We start from the raw sequence: 22,862 nt of genomic DNA on the forward strand, positions 1-22,862 counted from the left end.
CCTAGGGCGCCGGCGCGGTCGCCGGCAGGCCGTCCTCGTCCGTCGCGCCCACGGCGAGCCGTTCACCCAGGTCGGCCGCGAGAACGTGCACGGCAGGGGGGTCGAGCAGGTTGAGATGGTGCGCCCCGGGGATCGGCACGATCTCCAGGTTCGGGCACAGCGGGCCGAACCCGTTGGTGGCGTCGAGCACGTAGCGGGCGTCCTGGACGGTCCAGGGCGTCTTCTCCGGGGCGCGGTAGAGCACGACGCGGCCGTCGTAGGGCTGCGGCTGGTACGCCTCAAGGGAGCGGGTGTCCTGGTGGGAGGTGAGCTGGTGGGTGAGCGCGGCCGGGGGGATGTGGTCGACCAGGGGGGCGGCGCGCTCCATGACCAGCGCGAACTGCTCGTCCTCCGACAGCCCGGACAGCTCCTCGTAGGACAGGACGATGTCGAGATCGTAGGTCTGGTTGACGTAGTCGACGAACGCGGCGAAGCGGCGGGCCAGGGTGTCGGACTCGTCGTCGACCGGCAGCGGCAGCCCCGCGTCGAACAGCGCCACCAGTTCGACCTCGCGTCCGGCGGCGGTGAGCTGCCGCGCCGTCTCGTAGGCCAGCACGCCGCCGAACGACCAGCCGCCGAGCCGGAACGCGCCCTCGGGCTGCGCCTCCACCAGGCGTTCGGCGTAGCGGGCGGCGCGTTCGGTCACCGGCGGGGCGTCGTCGAACCGTTCGAGGCCGTGGACGGGCTGGTCGTCGCCGAGGAGGGCGGCGAGCTGCCGGTAGCAGGCGGTGGTGCCGCCCGCCGGGTGCGCGACGAACAGCGGGCGGCGGGTGCCGGCGGCGCGCAGCGGGCGGATCATCTGCCGCGCGGCCCGCTCGTCGGCGGCGCGCAGGAACCCGGCGACGTGCTCGGCGGTCGGCACGGCCAGCAGTTCGCCCCGGGTGACCTCCCCGCCGAACTCGGCCGCGACGCGCGCGACGATCCGGTCGGCGTGCTCGTCGCCGCCGCCGAGGTCGGCGAACAGGTCGGCGGTGACGCTGACCCGGTCCAGGCCGAGCACGTCCTCGAAGATCCGCACGGCGAGGCGTTCGGCGGCGTCGCGCGGCATGACGTACCCGTTGACGGCGTTGGCCGTGGCCGACGGGGAGGCGGGCGGCGCGGCGGAGGCGAGGCCGAGCTCACCGGCGGCCCACTCCTCGAACACGTCGACGCTGGCGCCCTTGAGCAGCACCGACGGCGGGACGGTCAGGCCGAGGTCGTGTTCGACGCCGCTTTTGATGCGCACGGCCACCAGGGAGTCCAGGCCGAGGTCGGTGAGCGGGACGGACGGGTCGAGCCGTTCGGGGTCGAAGCCCAGCACCGAGGCGATCCGGTGGCGGACGCGGGCGGCGATGGCGGCGCGGGCCTCGGCGGCGTCGAGCCGGCGGATCTCGTCGATGCCGGGCCAGTCGTCCGCGCCGCTCCCCTGCGCCGCGGCGGCCGCCTCGGTGAGCGCCGCGAAGTACGGCATGTCCGTGATTTCGGGGAACAGCTCGACGGCCGCGGCCGCGTCGAAGCGCAGCACGCCGGTCGCGGGACGGTCGGCCGCCAGCAGCGCCTCCAGCGCCTCGGCGCCCTCCTCCGGGCTGATCGGGTCCAGCACCGCCACCGACAGCTTCGCGGCGCCGCCGACCCGCGACCAGGTGCCCCAGTTGACCGTCGTGGCGGGGCGGCCGTGGGCGCGGCGGTAGGCGGCGAGGGCGTCGAGCGCGGCGTTGGCGGCGGCGTAGGCGGCCTGGCCCGGGGAGCCGAGCAGCGCGGCGGCCGACGAGTGCGTGACGAACCAGTCGAGGTCCAGGTCCCAGGTGGCGGCGCTGAGCGCCCGCGCGCCCTCCACCTTCGCCGCCCACACCCGGTGCAGGTCGTCGGCGCGCAGGTCGGCGATGAGGCCGTCGGCGAGGACGCCCGCGCCGTGCACGACCCCGCACAGGCGCTTGCCGCCGTCGCGCGCGGCGGCGACGAGCCGGTCGGCGGTGCCGGGCGCGGCGATGTCGCCGAGCACGACGTCCACGTCCACGCCGCTCTCCCGCAGCCGGGTGATCTCCTTCTCGGCGTCGGCGTCCGGCCCCGACCGGCCCGACAGCACCAGCCGCCCGGCGCCGCGTTCGGCCAGCAGCCGGGCGGTGACCAGGCCGATCCCGCCGTACCCGCCGGTGATGATGTACGCGCCGCCGCGCCGCACGACGCGGCGGGGCCGGCCCTCGGCCGCGGGCAGCTGCGCGCGGGCGAGGCGGGCGACGCGGCGGACCCCGCGCCGCCAGGCGACCTCGCGGGCGGCGCCGTCGCCGAGCAGCTCGTCCACCAGGTCGGCCGGGCGGTCCACGTCGACCAGCGTGGCGCGCAGGGCGGGCCGCTCGAACGCCAGCACACGGGTGAGCGCGCGGACGAACCCCTGGTTCGGTTCGCCGCTCTCACCGTCCTCGACGGGCAGGGCGCGGCGGGTCGCGACCCACAGGCGCGCGGTGTCGGGCAGCGCGCGGGCGACCCCGGCGACGGTGAGGACGAGTTGCTCGTCGACCAGGTCGGGCGGCGGCACGACCAGCACGCCCGCCGCGTCGCCGGGCACGGCGGGCGGCTCGGCGGACAGTTCGCCGCGCACGACGCGGTGGCCGTGCGCCTCCAGCTCGGACGCGACGGCGGCGGCCAGGGCGTCGTCGCGGTCGGCGAGCAGCAGCCAGTCGCGGGGCCCGGCCGGTGCGGGCGCGGGCTGCTCGTCCCACACCACTTCGGCGATCTTGTCGGTGAGCGGGACGGGCACGTCCGCGCGTTCCACCTTGCGCAGGGCGATCTCGGTGGCCTCGGCGAGCACGTCGCCGTCGGGGCCCAGCAACTGCAGGGCGCCGAGCAGCCCCTCGCCGACGGGCTTGATCTCGGTGCGGACATGCCCGCCGCGGTGCGTCGGCCCGTACACGCCCAGCCCGCCGATCGACTCGGGCAGCCACACGCCCTCGTCGGCGCGCGCCGCCTCGGCCGTCAACACGGCCAGGCAGCGGTCGAACACCTCGGGATGCAGCAGGTAGTGGCGGCTGCCCCGGTCGGCCCCGGCCACCTGCGCGGACGGCCCGGTCAGCGGGGCGGGCGGCGGGCGGTGGTCGGCGCCGACGTCCGCGACGGCCAGCCGCGTCCAGGTGCCGGCGGGGGTGCGCGCGTGGATCTCGACGCGGTGGTCGTCCTCGGTGAAGGTGGTGGTGACGGTGGTGTGCTCGGTCAGCGCGAGCGGCCGCTCCATGCTCAGGCCGGTGACGCGCATCCGCCGGTCGCCGAGCGCGGCGGCGCCCGCCGCCAGGGCCATTTCGGCGGCGGCCGCGGCGGGCAGGATGTTCGCCCCGTGGACGCGCACGTCCGCCAGCCACGGCTGCGCGGCGGTGCCGACGTCGGCGCGCCAGGCGTGCCGGTGCTCGCCGGGCAGTTCGACATGCGCGCCGAGCAGCGGGTGCTCGTCGCGGCTCCCGGTGCGGCGGCGGGACAGGTCCACCCAGTGGCGTTCGTGCCGCCACGGCGAGTGCGGCACGTCGATCACGTCGCCGTCGGACGGGACGGCCGTGGCGTGGCCCTGGCAGGCGAGGGCGCCGAGCTGGGCGTGGAAGGTCAGCGTGTCGTCGGTCTGCTTCCCCTTGGGGGCGCGTTTGAGGGTGTGGGTGACGAACGCGCCGGTGCCCTCCAGGGTCTCGCCGAGCGCGTGCGTCAGCAGCGCGTGCGCGTTGACCTCGACGAACGTGCGGAAGCCGTCTTCGGACGCGGCCGTCACCGCGTCGGTGAGCCGCACCGGGTTGCGCAGGTTCGCGGCCCAGTGGTCGGCGCCGAGCGAGGGCGCGTCGTGCAGGTAGGCGCGCGGGTCGTCCAGCGCGGTCGTGTAGAAGCGGACGCCGTCGGCGAGGGGCGTGCCGGGTTCGGCGCCGACCTCGGCGAGCTGCTCGCGCAGCTCCGGCACCAGCGGATCGACCTGCGGGGAGTGGCCCGCGCCCTCGGCCTTGACCATGCGGGCCAGCCGGCCCTCCGCCTCGGCCCGCGCCACGACCTCGGCGATCTGGTCGGCGTCGCCGGTGACGACGGTCTGCCGGGGCGAGGAGTGGACGGCGGCGTGCACGTCCGGCAGCCCGCTCGCCAGCCGCTCCGCTTCGGCGGCGGACGCGCCCAGCACCGCCATGGCGCCGCCGCCGACCAGCCGGGTCAGCAGCCGGGACCGGCGGTGGATCACCCGGACGCCGTCCGCCAGGGTGAGCGCCCCGGCCACGACGGCGGCGGCGACCTCGCCCATCGAATGGCCGATCACCGCGCCCGGCGTCACCCCGTACGACGCCCACGTGCGGGCCAGCCCGATCTGCACGGCGAACAGCGCGCACATCGACTCGACCGGGCCGCCCGGTGCGGCGCCCGACTCCAGCAGGTCCCAGATCGCGGGGCCGCCCTCCTCGGCGAACAGCGCGTCCAGGTCGTCGATGGCCTCGGCGAACGCGGGCTCCTCCTCCAGCAGGGCCTGGCCCATGCCGGCGCGTTGCGCCCCGTACCCGGAGAACACCCACACGGGTGCGCCGGGCACGCCGAGCGCGGTGCCGGTGACGACTCCGGGGTGGGGACGGCCCTCGGCCAGCGCGGCGAGCCCGTCCAGCAGCCCGGCCCGGTCGCGGGCGGCGACGGCGGCGCGGGCCCGGCCGCGTCCGTTTCGGCGGTGCAGGGTGCGGGCGAGGTCGGCCAGCGACACCTCGTCGCGGCCGCCCAGCCACTCGGCGAGCACGGCCGCGTGGTCGCGGACGCGGTCGCCGGCCGTGTCCGACAGCAGGAACAGCCGCGTCGCGGCGGGAGGCGAGGGGCGCGGCGCGGGCTCGGGCGCCTCCTCCAGGATGAGATGCGCGTTCGTCCCGCCGAAGCCGAAGCCCGACACGCCCGCCAGCGCGGGACGGTCCCGCTCCGGCCACGGCGTCTCGTCCGCCACCACCCGCAGCCGCAGATCGTCGAACGGGATGTGCGGGTTGGGCTCCTTGTAGTGGATGCTCGGCGGGATCACCCGGTGGTGCAGGGCGAGCACGGTCTTGACCAGCGCCGCCGCGCCCGCCGCCGACTCCAGGTGCCCGAGGTTGGACTTGACCGACCCGATCAGCAGCGGGGCATCGGCGTCCCGGCCCGCGCCGAGCACCTCGCCCAGCGCGGACGCCTCGATCGGGTCGCCGAGGAACGTGCCGGTGCCGTGCGCCTCCACGTAGTCGACGTCGCGCGGATCGACGCCGGCCGCCGCGTACACCTGCCGCAGCAGCGCCTTCTGCGCCTCGGAGTTGGGGGCGACCAGGCCGTTGGAGCGCCCGTCGGAGTTGACGCCGCTGCCGCGGATCACCGCCAGCACCCGGTCGCCGTCGCGCCGCGCGTCCGACAGCCGCTTGAGCACCAGCGCGCCGCAGCCCTCGGCGCGCACCATGCCGTCGGCCGACGCGTCGAACGCCTTGCAGCGCCCGTCGGCGGCGGTGCCGCCCGCCTGGTCGAACGTCATCGTGATCGTCGGGGACAGCAGCACGTTGACGCCGCCCGCCAGCGCCACGTCCGCCTCCCCGTCGCGCAGCGCCCGCACCGCCAGATGCGCCGCCACCAGCGACGACGAGCACGCGGTATCGACGATCATGCTGGGGCCGCGCAGGTCCAGCAGGTACGACAGCCGGCCCGCGACGATGCTGAGCGCCGCGCCCGTCGCGGTGAACGCCTCCAGCGCGGCCAGGTCGGAGGCGGTGAACGCGGCGTACTCGGGCGCCGACACGCCCACGAACACGCCCGTGCGGGAGCCGCGCAGCGCCGCCGGGCCGAGCCCCGCGTGCTCGAACGCCTCCCAGGCCACCTCCAGGACGAGCCGCTGCTGCGGGTCCATCACGGCGGCCTCGCGCGGGGTGATGCCGAAGAACTCGGCGTCGAACGCGGCGACGTCGTCCAGGAAGCCGCCCAGCCGGGTGGTGGCGGCGAGCCGGTCGGCCACCTCGGGGGACCCGTCGTCGAACGGCGCCCAGCGCTCCTCGGGCACTTCGCGGATCGCGTCGCCGCGCCCGGTCAGGAACCGCCAGTACTCGCCCGGGCCGCACAGGTCGCGGTCGCCGCCGGGGAAGCGGCAGCCGACGCCGATCACGGCGATCGGCTCGTCCGCGCGCGGCCGCTCGGCCGGCGGCGCCGCCTGTTCCGGGGCCTGTTGCGGGCGGTCGCCGGAGACGAGCGCGGCCGACAGCCGGTCGATCGTCGGATGCTCCCAGACGAGCGTCGCGGGCAGCGCCCGGCCGAGCAGCCGTTCCAGCTCCCCCGCGACCGCCACCGCGTCACGCGAGGCCAGCCCGAACTCCTCCAGGGGGCGGGCGGTGTCGATGTCGGCGGCGGGGACGCCGGAGCGGCGCGCGATCTGCTCGACCAGAAACCGGCGAACCGAATCCTCGCTGATCCGCGTGCCGTCTGGCGCGGCTCCGGAACGATCGGTGCTCTGCATGCGTGCGGATCCCCCAATGAATCCAGGATCGTTCGAAGCGGAGGGTCCACCTTGTCCTACGATCACCGGCCCCCGATGCGCATCCAGACCACTTTCTTCGGGGCTTGCTTGTCACCGCCATGACAAGACCCCACGCCCGCCGCTGTGGCCTCATGGGATAGTTGGACGACCCGGTCCGAGCACAAGGAACGGTGACCACCCGCAAACAAACCGTCACAATAGCCACTCACGCTTGTAGGGGGAAGCGGCCCGTTTCCCCGCGTTCCGGCCCGGCCGTCCGGGCCCAGGGGAAGAGCGCCGCGCAGGTGCGTTGACCCACGGCCGATACAGATGGGCGCTGGCGGTCGTCGCCGTCAGCGCGTTCATGATCACCATGGACAACACGGTGGTCGCCAACGCCCTGCCCACGATCATGGCCGACCTGCACATGTCCGCCACGGCCAAGGACTGGGTCGCCACCGGCTACATCCTGATGTTCTCCTGCCTGATGATCGCGGGCGGGCGGCTGACCGACGTGTACGGCTGCCGGATCACGTTCGTGTCCGGCATGACGGTGTTCACGGCGGCGTCCGCCGCCTGCGGTCTGGCGCCCGATGCGACCGTGCTGGTCCTGGCCCGGGTGGCGCAGGGGGCGGGCGCCGCGCTGGCGCTGCCCGCCACCCAGGTCATGGTCACCGTGGGCCGCAGCGACAAACAGCGCTCGCTCGGCATGATCGTGTGGGTGGGCGCGGGCTCGGCCGCCACCGCCCTCGGCCCCACCATCGGCGGGCTCATCGTCCAGCACTGGCACTGGGGCTGGATCTTCCTCATCAACATCGTGCCGGGCGTCCTGGTCATCCTGCTCGGCCTGGTCGTGCTGACCGGCCACGGCGAGAACGCCGACGCCCGGGTGGACCTGCCCGGCGTGCTGATCTCGGCGACCCTGCTGTTCGCCTTCACCTACGGGCTCGAGGAGGGGCGCACGATCGGCTGGACCGACCCGTCCGTCCTCAGCGTGTTCGCCCTGGTGCTGATCGCCCTGGTCTGCTTCGTGGCGGTGGAGAGCTGGGCCCCCGACCCCATGATCGACCTGCGGTTCTTCCGCAACCGGGTGTTCACCGGGGGCCTGCTGTCGCAGATGCTCTACGGCATCGGCTTCAACGGCATGATCTTCTACTCGGCCACGTTCCTGCAGCGCTACCTGGGCTTCACCCCGCCCGAGGCGGGCCTGGTCATGCTGCCCCCGTCCATCGCCATCATGGTGCTGACCCCCGTCGGCTTCTGGCTGGCCGCCAAGGCCGGGCCGCGCGGCGCCATCGGCGGCGGCATGGCGCTGATGGCGTTCGGCATGTTCCTGTTCGCCACCCTGCGGCGCGGCGACGGCTACGCCGAGCTGATGCCCGGCGTGATGATCGTCGGCGCCGGGGCGGCTCTCGCCATGCCCCTGGTGATGTACGTGCTCAAGGCGATCCCCGAGCACCAGGCCGGCGTGGCCAGCGGCATCATCAACGTGATCCGCGAGGCGTCCGGCGCGTTCGGCATCGCCATCGTCGGCCTGCTCGTCCACGAGGTGCCGGAGCCCGGCGCGAGCGCCGAGAGCCTGGAGACCTTCCGCCAGGGCACCGCCTCCGGCCTCATCGTCGGCGCCGCGGCCGTGCTGATCGGCGGCGTCATCTGCGCTCTGACCCTCCCCAGCAAACGCGGCTGGCTGGGCCCCAAACACGGCAAGCACTCCACCCCCGTGGAAGCCGCCCCCGCCCCCGAACCCGCCCTGGCCGCCCCCGTCCCCGCCACGCGCCAGGCCTCTGCCCACCGCGCGGACACCGCCGGGGCGGCACACCCCCACGCCCCCTTGACCCGTCACAGGGCGGCACCACCCGCCGCGCAACCGCACGCCCCCGCACCCCGCAGGCCGGCGCCCCCTGAACACCTCCCACCGCCCCACCGCGTCGCACCACGCGTGTCCCCCCGATACGGCCAACGACGCCACACCAACCCCATCGGCGACGCGATGCCGCCCAGCCCTCCCGAATCGGGACACCCCTGGGGCACACCCCCCAACGCCGTGCCCACACACGGGCAACTACCAGACGACACCGGACCAACTCAGGACGTCACCCGAGCCGCAAACGCGCTGCCGCCCGGCGACGTACCGCCGCCCACCGACACGGCACACGCACACAGGCCCCTACCAGGCGACGCCGAAGCACCCCAAGACGTCACCCGAACCCCAACCGGGGGCGGTCAGCTCCAACAGACCCAACCCCCCAGTGACGCTGCGCCACACCCCACCAAAACGGCGCCACCTCACGACATGCCCACACACGGAGCACCACCAAGCAACACCGCCCCAACTCGGGCCATCGCCCCAACCCACGACGCAATGCCACCCGGCAACACCCCCTGGGACACACCACCGCCCACCCAAACACCACCACCCAACGCGGCACACGCACACAGGCCGCTACCAGGCGACGCCGGAGCATCCCAAGACGTCACCCGAACCCGCGACGCCCAACCCCCAACCGGGGGCAGTCCGCTCCAACAGACCCCAGCCCCCAGTGACGCTGCGCCACGCCCCACCGAAACGGCGCCACCTCACGACGCGCCCACACACGGAGCACCACCCGACGCGGCACACGCACACGGGCCGCTACCAGGCGACGCCGGAGCCCGGGGCCGTGAAGCCATGCCCCCGACCGGGGGCGGGCCACACCGGGACGACCTACCCCCTGGCGGTGCGCCCCGCTCCGAGACTGCGGCGTCCGGTGAGGCGACGTCACGTAGCCCCTTCCCTCCGCCACCCGAAGGCTGGTACCACCCGTACATCCCCGAGGACGACACCGATCCGTGGGGCGAGTGGGAGGCGCCCCGCCGCGGCGACGCCTGGTGAGGAGGACCGTTGAGCCGCCGAATTGTGATCTTCGCCGCGGGGTCGCGCGGCGACGTCCAGCCGTGCGCGGCGCTCGGGCGGGCGCTGGCCGCACGCGGGCATCACGTCCGCCTGGTCGCCAGCAGCCGCTACGCCCCCCTCGCCCTCGCCGCCGGGCTCGACCTGGCGCCGCTCACCGCCGACCCCACCGAGATCCTCAACTCGGACGCGGGGCAGGAACTGCTCGCCGGGGGCCGCAACCCGGTGGCGTTCCTCGGCGGCTTCCGGCGCATCCTCGGCCCCATGGCCGAACGGCTGCTGAACGAATGCCGGGACGCCGCCAAAGACGCCGACCTCATCCTCAGCCCCACACTGGGCCTGCTCGGACGCCACCTGGGTGAACACCTGGGCATCCCCTGGGCGCTGATCCACTTCCAGCCCAGCCAGCCCACGGGCGCGTTCCCGCACCCGTTCCTCCCCCAGGCGCGCGTGCTCGGCGCCTTGGGCAACCGGGCGAGTTACCTGGTCGTCGACCAGCTCGCCTGGCAGCTGTCCCGTCCGTTCATCAACGCGTGGCGCCGCGACGCCCTCGCGCTACCGGAACTGTCCGTGCGCGGCCCCATGCACGAAGCGCGCCGCGAGGGCCGCCCCGTGCTGGCGTGCTTCAGCCCATGCGTCGTCCCCCGCCCCCGCGACTGGCCCCGGTACGTGCATGTGACGGGCTACTGGTTCCTGGACGAGCCGTCCTGGCAGCCGCCCACCGAACTGAAGGACTTCCTCTCCTCCGGGACGCCACCCGTCTACGTGGGCTTCGGCAGCATGGTGCCCAAGGACCCGGTGATGACCGACCGCATCGTACGTACGGCCCTGCGCCTGGCCGGGGTGCGCGGCATCGTCCAGGGCGACCCGTCCACATCCGACGACGACGTTCTCGCCGTGCAGGACGTGCCGCACTCGTGGCTGTTCCCCCAGACGGCGGCGGTCGTCCACCACGGCGGCGCCGGAACCACGGCCGCCGGGCTGCGCGCGGGTGTTCCCACGGTGGTGTGCCCGTTCTTCGGCGACCAGCCCTACTGGGCCGAACGCGTCGCCGCGTTGGGCGTCGGCCCGCGCCCCGTCCCCTTCCGCACCCTGACGGTGCCGCGCCTGGCCCAGGCCATCCGGCAAGCCGTCCAGGACGAGGACATCTGGCGACGCGCCACCGCCCTGGGCCGCCGCATCCGCACCGAAAACGGCCTGGAAAAAGCCTGCCTCATAATCGACACCCTCTAACCCCCCGCAGCACCCCGACCGGCCAGAACACCGCTCAGCCGCAACTCCGAGCAAGAACGACCGACACGACCCACACTGAAACAGGCCATAGCGGCGTGTCTTCCCGAGTGCGTGGCGGAAGTCGCGATACAATTCTTTTGTCATGACAAGTCATGACAACTTCGACGACCCGGCTGCCCTGTCCGCGCGGTTCGTGACCGCGTTCAACGCCGGGGACCTCAACCGACTCGACGCGCTCTACGAAGAGCGTGGTGTCGTGGTGCCCGTTCCCGGACACGCCGTCACCGGTCCCGAACGTTCCGCCGCCAACCGCCATCTGCTCGGGCTCGGCCTGCCCATGGCCGCTGAGACGCGGCGTGTCTACGTGGCCGACGACATCGCGCTACTGCTGGTCGACTGGTCGCTGAACGGCACCGGGCCGGACGGTCGCAAGATCGCCATGAAAGGGACCGCTACCGATGTGATCCGGCGTGGCGCTGACGGAACGTGGCGTTACGTCATCGACAACCCGCACGGCATAGCCTGACCGGAAGGCGCCGCCGCGCCTTTTCACACAGCAGGTTCTCCAAACGGGGGCGGGCAGGCCGTCCCGGTCAAGAATGGGGGGCGGCTGCCAGCCCGGCTCGGCGGGCCCGCCCCCCGAGCATTCGGCTGTCGCACAGCATGGCGCCGCGATGTTCCGGCTCAGGTGTATGCGGTCTTCGGGTGTCGACAAGGGGCCCTCACTAGGCGTCGGCCGAGCGGCGAGTGCGGCCGACCCCGGTCCCCTGACCATGCAGATCATCGGACTGCCCGAAAGAGACGTCCTGCGGCCAGGCGGTCGAGCTTGGAGTCCTCTTGCCCCTCTGCCAGAGCGCGACGGAGGTCGCGAGGCGACGTTGGCTGCAGGGGCGGCGTGCCTCATTGGGCCGCCGGCCGCACCCGACAGCGGCGCTACGCGGCGCGCGAGCGAGTACGCCGGAAGCTCAGTCTCCGACCTGGCCGGTCGGGAGCGGGCCGCCGAGACCGGCGAGCAGGTCGCGGAGCAGGTCGGCCAGCTGCTCGCGGCGTTCGGGGGCGAGGTGGGCGATGAGGCGGTCTTCGGCGGCGAGCAGGTCGGCGACGACGCGGTCGAGCAGGGCGTTGCCCGCGTCGGTGAGGGTCACCGCGCGTGCGTGGTAGCCCGACCCGGTGGTGGTCCGTTCGACCAGGCCCGCCCTGACCGCCCGCTCCACCCGCTGGGTGATCGCGCCGCGCGTCACCATGCACGCGTCGGCCAGCTCCCCCGGGCTCATCCGGTACGGCGGGCCGGCGCGCCGCAGCGTGGACAGCAGGTCGAGCGTCGCGACGTCCACGCCGTGCCGGGCGAGGAGACGGCGGCGCTCGTCGCCGAAGAACTTGGCGGCCCACCAGATCCGGGTGATGACCCCGATCGACTCCACCGGGACGCCCGGCAGCTCGCGCCGCCAGGCGTCCTGGATGGCGTCGGCTTGGTCGCGCGGCGGCTCAGCGGCCACGTTCGGCTCCGCCGTTCACCTGGACGATCTGCGCGGTGACGTGCCCGGCGCCGGGCGAGGCGAGCCAGTGCACGGTCTCGGCGACGTCCTGCGGCGTCCCGGCCCGGCCGGTGTGGGTCTGGGCGACGAGCGTCGCGCGGCGTTCGTCGTCCAGCGTGCCGCCGAAGAACTCGGTGTCGGCGATGAAGCCCGGCGCGACCACGTTCACCGTGACGCCGCGCGGCCCGAGGGCGGCGGCGAGGTCGAACGCGTACGGATGCAGGGCCGCCTTCATCGGGCCGTACGAGGTGCCGCCCGATCCGCGCAGGGCCGCGATCGAGGAGATGAACACGATGCGCCCGGACGGGTTCAGCAGATCGCGGAACGCCTCGGTCGGCAGCACCGCCGTCAGCACGTTGGCCCGGAAGTTGCCCGTCCACCGCTCCGCGACGCCGCCGGGCACGCCGTGCCGTTCGAAGTTGCCGCCCGCGTTGTTGACCAGCACGTCGATCGAGCCGAAGCGATCGGCCAGAACGGCACGCACCCGCTCGACCTGCGCCGGCTCGCTCAGGTCGGCCGGAACCGCGGTGGCGCCCAGCTCCCCGGCCGCCTTCTCCAGGACGTCCGCGCGGCGACCGATGATCACCACCCGCTCCCCGTCCGCACCGAAGCGCGCCGCCACCGCTCTGCCGATGCCGGTGCCCCCGCCGCTGACCACGATCGTGCGTGACATGCTTCAACCCCCATGACTTTAGATCTAAACTCAAGTCTAAAGCGGGCTGCGCTCCGCCGGTTCGCACCAGGTTTCCGGGGCGACGGGCCTCTTCGCCGCGCCGTCGCGGCCCGCAGTGGCTAATCGTCCTCCCAGCGCCAGCCGGTTCCGTCCGGGTCCGGCACGATCTTGCGTTTGCCCTGGACGGTTTGCCGCTGCGGCGGTGCCGGCTGCCCGTCCGCCCAGGGCCGCCACGGCCCGTCCGCGCGGGCGTGGCCGTTGGCGCCCTCCCGCGGGCGCCCTCGCCCGGCGTCGGAAGACGCATGCACGTCTGCAGCGGCCGCGTTCGTGCCCGCCGCCGAGGGTCGGGCGGGCCCTGTCGCGGGAGGCGGTTCGGGGGCGGGCTTCCACTGCAGGGGGATGGGAGGCGGCGCCGGGGACGCCTCGGGGGCGGGGGCAGGCGACGCCTCGGCGGCGGACGCAACCGCGTCGTCGCGTTCGCGCAGGTCGATGCGGGAGTGCAGGCCCGCCAGCGGGCGCGGCAGCCACCAGTTGGCGGCCCCCATGAACCGCATGGTGGCGGGGACGAGCAGGGAGCGGACGAGCACCGCGTCCACCACCACCGCCACGAACATGCCGACGCCGATGAGCTTGACCACCGTGATGCCGGCCGTGCTGAACGCCGCGATGACGACGAGGAACAGCAGCGCGGCGCTGGTGATGATGCCGCCCGTGCGCTGCATGCCGACGGCGACGGCGGCGCGGTTGTCGCGGGTGCGGTCCCATTCCTCGCGGATGCGGCTGAGCAGGAAGACCTCGTAGTCCATGGACAGGCCGAACACCACCGCCAGGATGAGGATCATGCTGGTGGCCTCGACGCCGCCGGTGGGGGTGAAGTCGAGCGGCCCGGCGAGGTGGCCGTACTGGAAGCCCCACACGATCGCGCCGAACGACGCGCCGATGGACAGCACGTTCATCACGATCGCCTTGACCGGCAGGACGAGCGAGCCGAAGAACATGAACAGCAGCAGGAACGTCGCCACGCCCACGAACACCGCCATCTTCGGCAGGCTGCGCATGAGGCTGGCCATCAGGTCCATCTGCGCGGCCGTGCTGCCGCCGACGTCGATGTGCAGCGGGTAACCGTCCTTGGACAGCTTCATCGCCCGGATGCGTTTCACCAGGTCCTGTGCCTGGGGCGCCATCGGCTCGTACCGGTGGGTGACGGAGATGCGCACGCCGCCGTAGGTGCCGGAGTAGCCGCTGAAGCGGGCGTCGGTCACGCCCGGGAGGGCGGCCAGGGTCTTGCGGAAGTTCTCCAGGTAGGGCGGGATGTTGTCGCCCTGGCCGCTTGGCCGCCAGTTGCGCGGGATGAGGTCCCCGGAGATGACCACGTCGATGGGTTCGGCCGAGCCGTTGGGGAAGTCGCGCTTGACCGTCTCGACAACGGCGCGGGTCGGGCTGTCCTTGGGCAGGACGCGCGCGTCCACGCTGGAGAACTGCACGTTCAGGAACGGCCCGAACAGCACGGCCAGGATCGCCAGCGTCACCGCGAAGTACGGCAGCGGATGCTTCATCACGCTGTGGCCGAGCCGGTACCAGAACCCCGAGTCGGGGTCGCGCCGCGCGCGCCCGGGACGCCGCCACGGCATGCGCCCGAACTCCACCCTGGGGCCGAGCAGCGCCAGCATGGTCGGCAGCAGGACGGTCGCGCCGAACACGGCGACGAGCACGGTGGCGATGCCGGCCAGGCCGATGGTGCGCAGGAACATCTGCGGGAACAGCAGCAGCCCGCCGAGCGCCGCCGACACCGTCACGCCGGAGACGATGATGGTGCGTCCCGCCGTGGCCAGGGTGCGGGCGAGCGCGGCCTGCCGGATCGGGGCCAGTGTCCTGCGGTAGGCCTTCTTGGCGGCGCGGCGTTCGCGGCGGCCGCCGGCGGTCTTCCACGGTTTGCCGTCGGGGACGCCGCGTTCGGCCATGCCGCGCGCCAGCTCCTCCCGGAACCGGGACACCACGAACAGCGAGTAGTCGATGGCCAGCCCGACGCCCATCATCGTGACGACCTCCAGCGCGAAGGACGTCACGTCGGTGACGTAGGTGACGGCGTGCAGCACCGCCAGGCCGCCGACGATGGAGAACAGCGCCACCGCCATCGGCAGCAGGGACGCGGTGATCGCGCCGAACAGCAGCAGCAGGAGGACCAGCAGCGGCAGCGCCGTGATGGTCTCGGCGCGCACGATGTCGGCCACCACCTGCTCGCCGAACTCCAGGCCGAGCGGGACGTTGCCGCCCAGCCGGGTGTCCAGGCCGGGTGCGTTCAGCCGGTCCTTGATGGCGTCGTAGTTGCGCGCCTTGGCGGCGTCGTCCGCGCCGCGCAGCTTGATGGCGACGAACGTCTGGTGCCGGTCGCGGGAGGCGAACGAGGCGGCGTCGCGGCCCTCGAACGACCAGTACGACATCTGCTCGGCCACCCGGTCGGTGGGCAGCCGGGCGACGGTGGTGACCACGGCGGCCATGTACCGGGGGTCGTCCACGGTCATGGTGTCGCTGCGGTACAGGACGAGCACGTCGGGGTTGGTGCTGCCGAAGTAGGTGGCGCCCAGCTTGGCGACCAGGGTGGACGGCGCCTTGGGGTCCTCGAAGCCGCCCTGCTTGAACCGCTCGAACACGCCCAGGCCCCAGGCGCCGGCCAGTGCGGTGCCCAGCAGGATCAGCACCAGGCAGGTCCAGCGCCGTCGGTGGATGACACGCCCCAGCCCGGCGAGCATGGTCCTCCCGTGTTGTCGGGGCCGCCGGTTGCGCTCCGGCGGCCGTGGCCCCGTCCGGTGGCGGCCAAGGCCGAGGCTAACCGTCCTTGCGGCGCGACTCCAGCCGCTGCCGGGTGGTGGGCAGCGCGCCGTCCAGGTACCGCTGCCGCGTGGCGGAGCGGGCGATCTTGCCGCTGGAGGTGCGGACGACCGCGCCCGGCTCGACCAGCAGGAAGTCGTGCACGCTCATCTCGTGTTCGACGTTGACGGCGGCGCGCACGGCGTTCTCCACCTCGTCCAGGTCCAGCCGGGCCAGCGGGACGCGGCGGTTGCGTTCGGCCACCACCACCAGCAGCTCCCCGGAGTCGTCGCCCTGGACGGAGAACGCCGCGACGTGGTCGGGCCGGATGGCGTTGTGCGCCTCCTGCGCGGTGACCTCGATGTCCTGCGGGTAGTGGTTGCGGCCGTCGACGATGATGAGGTCCTTGATGCGGCCCGTCACGTACAGCCGGCCCTCGTGGACGACGCCGTAGTCGCCGGTGCGCAGCCACGGCCCGGCGGGCAGGCCGCCCGGTTCGGCCAGCTCGCCGCCGAAGGTCTCCCGGGTGCGTTCGGGGTTGCGCCAGTAGCCGCGCGCGGTGTTGGGGCCGTGCACCCATATTTCGCCGACCCGCCCGTCCGGCTGTTCGCGCCGGGTCTCCGGGTCGACGATCGCGACGAGCTGCCCGACGGGCCCTCCGCACGACACCAGCGCCGCGGCGCGGTCGGAGCCCTCGGCGCAGGCGACCAGCTCGCCGCGCGTGAGGGCCTCCCGGTCGGCGTGGACGATGGTGGGCGGGGTGTCGTCGGCGTTGGCGGACACGAACACCGTCGCCTCGGCCAGCCCGTATCCCGGAGCCTGCGCGCCCGGCCGCAGCCCCGCCGGGCCGAACGTGTCGGCGAACATCGACAGTGTGGACGTGCGGATCGGCTCGGCCCCGTTCAGGCAGGTCACCAGGCCGGACAGGTCCAGCCCGGCGAGCCGTTCGGGGGTGGCCTGGGACGCCACGTACTCGTAGGCGAAGTTCGGCCCGGCCGTGTAGACGTTCTTGCTGGGCCGTTCGGCGATCAGCTCCAGCCAGCGCATCGGGTTCATGACGAACGACACGGGGTCGGTGTAGATGGCGTGGTCGCCGTTCACCATCGGCAGCGCCATCGTGGAGATCAGCCCCATGTCGTGGAACAGCGGCAGCCAGCTGACCAGCTCCGGCTGGGGCCGGTCGGGCGCCCAGCCCGCCCACAGCTGCGCCGCGTTGGCGGTCACGTTGCCGTGGGTGATCTCCACCCCGGCGGGGCTGCGGGTCGAGCCGGAGGTGTACTGCAGGTAGGCCAGGTCGTCGAAGCCGATGGGCTCGTCGCGCCAGTCGGCGGCGAGCGCGTCGTCCACCTCGTCGGCGACGACGATCTCGCGGGGCCGCGGCACGTCGTTGTCGGCGAGGAACTTGTCCACGTGCGGCAGCGCGTCCCGCGAGGTGACGATCACGGCGGGCGCGGAGTCGGTGTAGGCGCCCAGCAGCCGCTCGGCGTGGCCGGGCAGGTCCGGGGAGAACAGCGGCACCGCCACCACGTGCGAGTACAGCGCGCCGAGCATCGTCATCATGTAGTCGAGCGTCTGCGGCAGCAGCAGGGCGGCGCGTTCGCCCGGCTCGGCGGCGGCGCGCAGCCGGGTCGCCATGGCGCGGGCGCGCCGGTGCGTGTCCGCCCACGTCGCGGTGACCTTCACGCCCGCGGGGTCGAGGGAGTAGTCGACGAAGGTGTAGGCGGGGGCGTCCGGCTTGTCCGCGGCCCACCGGGCGACCCGCTCGATCAGAGGGGTACGGCCCGAACCGCCGGGCGCCAGTTCGGGAAGCAGCGAGCCCAGTGCCATAGATCTTCTCCGGGGGAAGGGCCGCGTGCGGCGTCGGACGAAAGGTCCGGCCGGCTCCGCTGGTCCCGGCCGGCCTCCCGGCATCCGGCGCCCTCCGGTGGGGGGCACGCGGCGGTGATCGTGCAGCGCGAAGTTACCCGATGGTACAGAATAGTGAAACGCGTTCGCGGCACATTACCGCCGAAACGATTTGTCACGCCGATGACAAGCGGGATCACCGGCCCGTATGCGTTTCCCGGAAACGGTCACCCAGGGTGGCCGTCGCCCGTGCGGCGGGCGGCCCGCAGCGCCATGGACGCGATCAGGCGGCTGCGCAGCAGCGCCAGGCAGGTCGCCAGCCACAGCAGCGCCACCTCGGCGACCAGCACCATGCCGAACACGACGATCCAGGGCGTCCCCTTCTCCCCGTACAGGCCGGTCGGGGAGATCAGCGTCATGCCGTTGCCGGCCATCGGCAGGCGGCCGGCGGGCGGCGCCACGGCCGGTGCCGCGGGCGGCATGGGCGGCAGCGGCTGCCCCGCGCCCGGCGGCGGCACGGCGCCCGGCGGCGGCACGGCGCCCGGCGACCGGTTCGGGGCGCTGCCCGGCGCCTTGCTGGGCGCGGTGCTCGGCGCGGTGCCGGTGGTGCGCTGCGGGACGGGCACCAGTCCGGACGGCTTCTTCGACGGCTCGCGCCCGGCCTTCGACGTCGGCGATGCGTGCGGCACGGGCCGCGTGTGCTTTGCGGACGGCTTCTTCGGCTTTTTGGTCTTTTTGGGAGCGGCCGGGACGTCGCTTTTGTCGGCCTTCGGCCTCTGCTTGTCCTTCGGTCTCTGCTTGTCCTTCGGCCTGCCCTTGTTCTTGCGCGGCTTGTCCGGCTCCGGCGTCGGGCTCGTCGTGGCGGGCGCGCCCGGGGAGTCCAGTTCGGGCGGCGTCTTGGGCCCGTCCGGGGCCTTCGGCATCGCCGGAACCTTCGGCATCGGCGGCACATCGGCCGGGACGCCGACGGGCGGGGGCGCGATCCGCAGCCGGGACGGCCGGTCGGCGTTGCCCGCCGTCACCAGCACGGTGAGCGCGGGGAGGCGCGCCATGCGGAACGCGCGCGGGGCGTGGACGTCGACGCGCAGCCGCCGCGACCGGTCGACGTCCCCGAGCGCGCATCGCAGCCGCCGCTGCGCCGCCGTGCACCGCGCGGGAGGCCGTCCCCACGACAGCGGCGAGGGCGCGGACAGGCTCAGCCGCACGTTGCGGGCCGCGCCGCCGTGGGCGCGCACCGTGAAGACGTAGGTGTGGACGCGTTCGCGGGCGAGCGTCCGGGTGCCCGCCAGCGCCGCCGAGGCGGTCAGCCGCACGTCCCCGGCGTCCGCCTGCGGGCCGGTGAGCAGCACCGGAGGGACGGCCAGCGCCGCCCCGAGCGTCGCGACGCCCCACCGCCGGGCCCGGACGCGTCCGAACACGACACATTCGCCGGTAGGCACCCGCTCCCCCTTGTCTGCGGCCTCTTCCGCCCGGGGGGCGGCGCCGGTCGGCGCCGGGCTCAGAAGATTATTTCCAGGTGATCACTGCGGGTAACATACGCCGTCTCTTTCGCGCACCGAAATCGACTCTCCGTAGAATCGGACGGTCGCGAGAAAGGAGCCGCCGGTGGCGCAGGCCGGGAACGCCCGGGCGGGCGGTGCCCAGGCGGGGGGCGCCCAGGCCGTCCGCTCCCTGGAGCGCGCCTTCGAGCTGCTGGAGCACCTGGCCGACGCGGGCGGCGAGATGGCGCTGTCGGAGCTCACCGAGGTGTCCGGGCTGCCGATGCCGACGATCTACCGGCTGATGCGGACGCTGGTCAACCGCGGTTACGTCCGGCAGGAGCCGTCCAAGCGGTATGCCCTGGGTCCGCGCTTGATCCGGCTCGGCGAGGGCGCCAGCCGCCTGCTGGGCACGTGGGCGCGCCCGGTGCTGGCCCGGCTGGTGGACGAGGTCGGCGAGACCGCCAACATGGCGGTCTTGGAGGGCGATGAGGTCGTCTACGTGGCGCAGGCCCCGTCCCGGCACTCCATGCGGATGTTCACCGAGGTGGGGCGGCGCGTCCAGCCGCACTGCACGGGCGTGGGCAAGGCGCTGCTGTCGCTGCTGCCCGAGCCGACCGTGCGCGACATCCTCGCCCGCACCGGCATGGCGGCCCAGACGCCGCGCACCATCACCGACGCCGACGCGCTGGTGGCGGAGCTGGCGCGCGTGCGCGAACGCGGCTACGCGGTGGACGACGAGGAGCAGGAGGTCGGCGTGCGTTGCGTGGCCGTGCCGCTGCCCGGGGCGCCCACGCTGACGGCGATCTCGGTGTCGGGGCCGTCGGCGCGGCTGACCGCCGAGGCCGTCACCGACATCGTGCCGGTGATGCGCGCCGCGGCCGAACGCTTCATCCGAGAGCTCACCCCGTCGTGAGCGCCCGCCCGGTGCGGGCCGCTGGCCGATGCCGCTAGTCGATGCCGCTAGTCGACGACGTCGCCGACGATGACCGTCGGGCGTCCGCCGCGCTCCCATTCCAGATAGTCGCCCGCCGCCTTGACCAGCACGGCCGCCAGCCACAGCGCGACGCCCATGTCGTCGGTGAACCCGACGAGCGGCACAAGGATCTCGGGGATGGCGTCGAGCGGCGACAGGATGTAGACCAGCCCCACCGCCAGCAGGCCCAGGGTGCGGTACGGCAGCCCCTTGTACTCGCCGCGCAGGACGGCCTTGACCATGCGCGGCACGGCGCGCATCCGCGTCATGAGCCCGGGCGTGTCGGGGCCGAGCGTCTGGCTGTAAATGTGCCATGCCTGGCCCGCGGCCTCCGCTCTGCGTCTGCTGTTCACAGGCTCTCCCTCGTCCGACTCGTGTGGCCGGGGTGCGGGGCGCGGCCGACCGGACCCACCTGCCGCGCCGCCCTATTGGACGCCCGATTCGCCAGACTTGTTCCCCTGAGCCGTCTTCGCCCTCCTCACCAGGGGAACGCGACGCATGTCCCCGTGCCCGAGGTCGGTATTCCTCTCCTGGTGGAGGCGGTCATGTTACCAGAAGTGAGGAATTCATCACTGCGGCGTGCGAGCTACGGGGATTCGGCCGCATTATCCGCCGTCCGCTGCGAACATGATGTCGGGGAACCGTCTGGGTTGTGGGATGGGGCGCCGGCTCCCAACGCTCCGGCCCCCGGCGTTCCCGGCACGAGCCGGTCCACACGCCCGGCACAGTCGACACCCCCAGGAGCTGACACGAGCAGATGAGCGGCGACCGACCGTACCGCCCCGACGTCGGCCGGCCCATCTCCGGCACCGCCGACGGCATCGGCTACCTGGCCCTGCCGCCGACCGCGGTGGACGCCCGCCCGGCGGGCCCCACCCGGCTCATCGTGGCCTGGCCGGGCTTCGACCCGCCCCGCACCGCGCCCGCGCTGGCCGCCGCGCTGCCGCTGACCGGGGTGCCGACCTGGCGCGTCTACCTTGAACTGCCCGCCGTGGACGGCCGCCCGGCCGGCGGCCTCGACTCCGGCGCGCTGCTGACCTCCGAGGGCGTCGAGGCGTACGGGGCCGCGGTGGAGCAGGCCGCCGAGCGGCTGCCCGCCGTGCTGGCCGACCTGCGGCGCGACCTCGGCCTCGGCGACGGTCCGATCGGCCTGGCCGGGTTCTCCACCGGCGGCGCCGTCGCGCTGCTGACGCTGGCGCGCGACATCGTGCCGGTCACCGCCGCCGCGCTGGTCGCGCCCATCGTGGCGCCCGCGCACGCCGCCCGCTCCCTGGAGAAGCGCTCGGCCCGCGAACGCGACTGGAACGAGCGGGCCACCGCGCTGGCCGAACGGCTCGACCTCGGCGCCCGCGCCGGCGACATCGCCGCCCGGGACGCGGCCCTGCTGCTCGTCGCCGGCACCAAGGACCGCCTCGTTGCGCCCGGCGAGATCACCGCACTGCGCGACCTGCTGCGGCGGCGCGGCGCGGCGTCGGTGGAGGCGGCCACCTTCCGGATGGGGCACGCGCTGGCCGCCGAACCCGGCACCGAGGCGCGCCCGCCCACCACCGAGGCCGTGCGGGTGGACGGCGCGGTCACCGACTGGTTCCGCGACCGGCTCGCCGAGGTGACCCCGGACCTCGGCTCCGGCCAGGTCACCGCCGGCGCGGGGTCGCCGTCGCAGACGCTCCCGGACGTCGCGACGGCCTCAGGCGGCACCGACCCCACCCCGCCCGCAGCCGCACAAGGCGGCACGACTGGCGACGGTCCCGCCCCGGTGCGCTTCGAGGGCTCGAGAGTCTAAAGCCGCGCCCAGCGCACCCGAGCCCGGCGACCGGGGCGCCCTCGGCCGGTGACGTTCGGGGGCGTCCGGTGGACGCCCGGGTGTGTGCTCAGGTGCCGGCCAGTACCTCGTAGCGGATGGGGATCACCCCGGAGCCGGTGCCGCCGACCTTGGCCATCGCGGCCCGCGACAGGTCCAGGCAGCGGCCGCCGACGAACGGGCCGCGGTCGTTGATGCGCACGGTCACCGAACGGCCGTTGTACTTGTTGATCACACGGACCCTGGTGCCCATCGGCAAGGTCCGGTGCGCGGCGGTCAGCGCGTCGGGGTCGAACCGCTCGCCGCTGGCGGTCGTCTGCCCCTGCGAGTAGTAGGACGCCTCGCAAGAGCCGGTGCGCACGACCCGCGACCTGCGCTTCTTGGTTTTCTTCTTCTTTTTCTTCGCCTTGGTCCTGAGCGTGTTGCGCATGCCCGTGGACTCGGGCGCGTCCGGCGCCTTGGTCGGCGTGGGCGTCCCGGTGGGCTGCGACGGCTCGGGGGACGCGGACGGTGGGCCGGTGGATACGGACGGGTCGGGGGAGCGCGTCCCGCCGCGGCTGGCACGGTCGCCGGGGGCGGTGCGCGGCTGGTCCGGCTGCGGCGGTGTGTCCAACGCGGCGCCTGTGGCCCCGGAAGTGCGGCCGGCCGAGGCCAGCGCCCAGGCGCCCGCCGCGAGGACGGCGGCGGCGACGCCGAAGATGATGATGTTCCTGACGTGGCGTTTGAGGCGATGTTCGCCGGACTTGCCCACAGAGAATCCTTCGGTCGGGAACAGGACCCCGGACGCCCGGCGGGCCTTGGGCGCCGCCGTTCGGCGCGGCGGGCAGGCCGCGCGGACATCGTCACGTCACGGAATCCCCCGCCGCGCACGGTCGGCCCGTCCGGGGTGAACGGCCCCGCGGGCGCCTGCCGTGGGCCATCGGCGAGCCCCGGCTGACCGTGCGCCTGTATTCAGCGCCACCGCATCATCGCGGAAATCCGGCGTCCGGCAGGTGCGGCGCCGCACTCGCGCATCACGGATCCCTTGCGGACACCGCACACAAGTCCATGACCGTACGTTGAAATCCGTGGGAATCAACCGGTGGGCCGTTGTTTGTGGGGTTTGTCACGATGAGTTTTTGCCCGCTGGAGTCGATCACATACGCACCGTGATC

The 22,862-nt window shown here is 73.9% G+C and carries 13 protein-coding genes; 5 read left to right on the plus strand and 8 right to left on the minus strand.

Translation table 11 applies throughout. From position 1 onward, the window contains the following. Position 1 precedes the first annotated feature (1 nt). On the minus strand, positions 2-6,469 hold the full coding sequence (locus QSK22_RS19450; protein WP_285495656.1) for a type I polyketide synthase: 6,468 nt from the start codon (positions 6,467-6,469) through the stop codon (positions 2-4). A gap of 310 nt (positions 6,470-6,779) precedes the next feature. Between QSK22_RS19450 and QSK22_RS19455 the strand changes: the two genes are divergently transcribed. The 3 genes from QSK22_RS19455 to QSK22_RS19465 all read left to right on the plus strand — a co-directional run bounded on the left by QSK22_RS19455 (position 6,780) and on the right by QSK22_RS19465 (position 11,118). Continuing rightward, complete coding sequence (locus QSK22_RS19455; RefSeq protein ID WP_285495657.1) at positions 6,780-9,341, plus strand: MFS transporter; 2,562 nt, start codon at positions 6,780-6,782, stop codon at positions 9,339-9,341. A 9-nt stretch (positions 9,342-9,350) separates the two neighbouring features. Continuing rightward, positions 9,351-10,592 (plus strand): glycosyltransferase, encoded by a 1,242-nt coding sequence (locus QSK22_RS19460; protein ID WP_285495658.1) that lies wholly within the window; start codon positions 9,351-9,353, stop codon positions 10,590-10,592. Between the two features lie 142 nt (positions 10,593-10,734). After that, on the plus strand, positions 10,735-11,118 hold the full coding sequence (locus QSK22_RS19465; protein WP_285495659.1) for a YybH family protein: 384 nt from the start codon (positions 10,735-10,737) through the stop codon (positions 11,116-11,118). 439 nt (positions 11,119-11,557) lie between these two features. Here QSK22_RS19465 and QSK22_RS19470 read toward each other — a convergent pair whose 3' ends face one another. The 5 genes from QSK22_RS19470 to QSK22_RS19490 form a co-directional block, all read right to left on the minus strand. Beyond that, positions 11,558-12,088: a MarR family winged helix-turn-helix transcriptional regulator gene (locus tag QSK22_RS19470; protein ID WP_285495660.1), complete on the minus strand. Its 531-nt coding sequence runs from the start codon at positions 12,086-12,088 to the stop codon at positions 11,558-11,560. After that, on the minus strand, positions 12,078-12,800 hold the full coding sequence (locus QSK22_RS19475) for an SDR family NAD(P)-dependent oxidoreductase (RefSeq protein ID WP_285495661.1): 723 nt from the start codon (positions 12,798-12,800) through the stop codon (positions 12,078-12,080). Before QSK22_RS19475 ends, QSK22_RS19470 begins: the two co-directional genes overlap by 11 nt. A 119-nt stretch (positions 12,801-12,919) precedes the next feature. After that, entirely contained in the window at positions 12,920-15,550 is a 2,631-nt protein-coding gene (locus QSK22_RS19480; RefSeq protein WP_285495662.1) for an MMPL family transporter, read from the minus strand. 76 nt (positions 15,551-15,626) lie between these two features. Continuing rightward, positions 15,627-17,435 carry a fatty acyl-AMP ligase gene (locus QSK22_RS19485; protein WP_285495663.1) on the minus strand — a complete coding sequence of 603 codons (1,809 nt, stop codon included), beginning with the start codon at positions 17,433-17,435 and terminating at the stop codon, positions 15,627-15,629. Between the two features lie 245 nt (positions 17,436-17,680). After that, positions 17,681-18,871 (minus strand): hypothetical protein, encoded by a 1,191-nt coding sequence (locus tag QSK22_RS19490; RefSeq protein WP_285495664.1) that lies wholly within the window; start codon positions 18,869-18,871, stop codon positions 17,681-17,683. Positions 18,872-19,175: 304 nt separating this feature from the next. Between QSK22_RS19490 and QSK22_RS19495 the strand changes: the two genes are divergently transcribed. Beyond that, entirely contained in the window at positions 19,176-19,847 is a 672-nt protein-coding gene (locus QSK22_RS19495) for an IclR family transcriptional regulator (protein ID WP_502872337.1), read from the plus strand. Between the two features lie 47 nt (positions 19,848-19,894). On the opposite strand, the gene QSK22_RS19500 is transcribed toward QSK22_RS19495, so the two are convergent. Next, positions 19,895-20,260, minus strand: a complete 366-nt coding sequence (locus QSK22_RS19500) for a YkvA family protein (protein WP_285495666.1) — start codon at positions 20,258-20,260, stop codon at positions 19,895-19,897. Between the two features lie 404 nt (positions 20,261-20,664). On the opposite strand from QSK22_RS19500, the gene QSK22_RS19505 reads away from it, so the two are divergent. Continuing rightward, entirely contained in the window at positions 20,665-21,690 is a 1,026-nt protein-coding gene (locus QSK22_RS19505) for an alpha/beta hydrolase (RefSeq protein WP_285495667.1), read from the plus strand. 88 nt (positions 21,691-21,778) lie between these two features. On the opposite strand, the gene QSK22_RS19510 is transcribed toward QSK22_RS19505, so the two are convergent. Continuing rightward, positions 21,779-22,459, minus strand: coding sequence for a septal ring lytic transglycosylase RlpA family protein (locus QSK22_RS19510; RefSeq protein WP_285495668.1), 681 nt, complete (start codon positions 22,457-22,459; stop codon positions 21,779-21,781). Positions 22,460-22,862 lie beyond the last annotated feature (403 nt).

The organism is Actinomadura sp. NBRC 104425 (assembly GCF_030269545.1).
Taxonomy (GTDB): Bacteria; Actinomycetota; Actinomycetes; order Streptosporangiales; family Streptosporangiaceae; genus Spirillospora; species Spirillospora keratinilytica.

What these genes read in the sequence shown, in the direction of transcription:
- QSK22_RS19495 (WP_502872337.1), top strand. Translation starts at nt 19,176, where the DNA reads ATGGCGCTGTCGGAGCTCACCGAGGTGTCCGGGCTGCCGATGCCGACG.
- QSK22_RS19480 (WP_285495662.1), bottom strand. Translation starts at nt 15,550, where the DNA reads ATGCTCGCCGGGCTGGGGCGTGTCATCCACCGACGGCGCTGGACCTGC.
- QSK22_RS19465 (WP_285495659.1), top strand. Translation starts at nt 10,735, where the DNA reads ATGACAAGTCATGACAACTTCGACGACCCGGCTGCCCTGTCCGCGCGG.
- QSK22_RS19505 (WP_285495667.1), top strand. Translation starts at nt 20,665, where the DNA reads ATGAGCGGCGACCGACCGTACCGCCCCGACGTCGGCCGGCCCATCTCC.
- QSK22_RS19485 (WP_285495663.1), bottom strand. Translation starts at nt 17,435, where the DNA reads ATGGCACTGGGCTCGCTGCTTCCCGAACTGGCGCCCGGCGGTTCGGGC.
- QSK22_RS19450 (WP_285495656.1), bottom strand. Translation starts at nt 6,469, where the DNA reads ATGCAGAGCACCGATCGTTCCGGAGCCGCGCCAGACGGCACGCGGATC.
- QSK22_RS19475 (WP_285495661.1), bottom strand. Translation starts at nt 12,800, where the DNA reads ATGTCACGCACGATCGTGGTCAGCGGCGGGGGCACCGGCATCGGCAGA.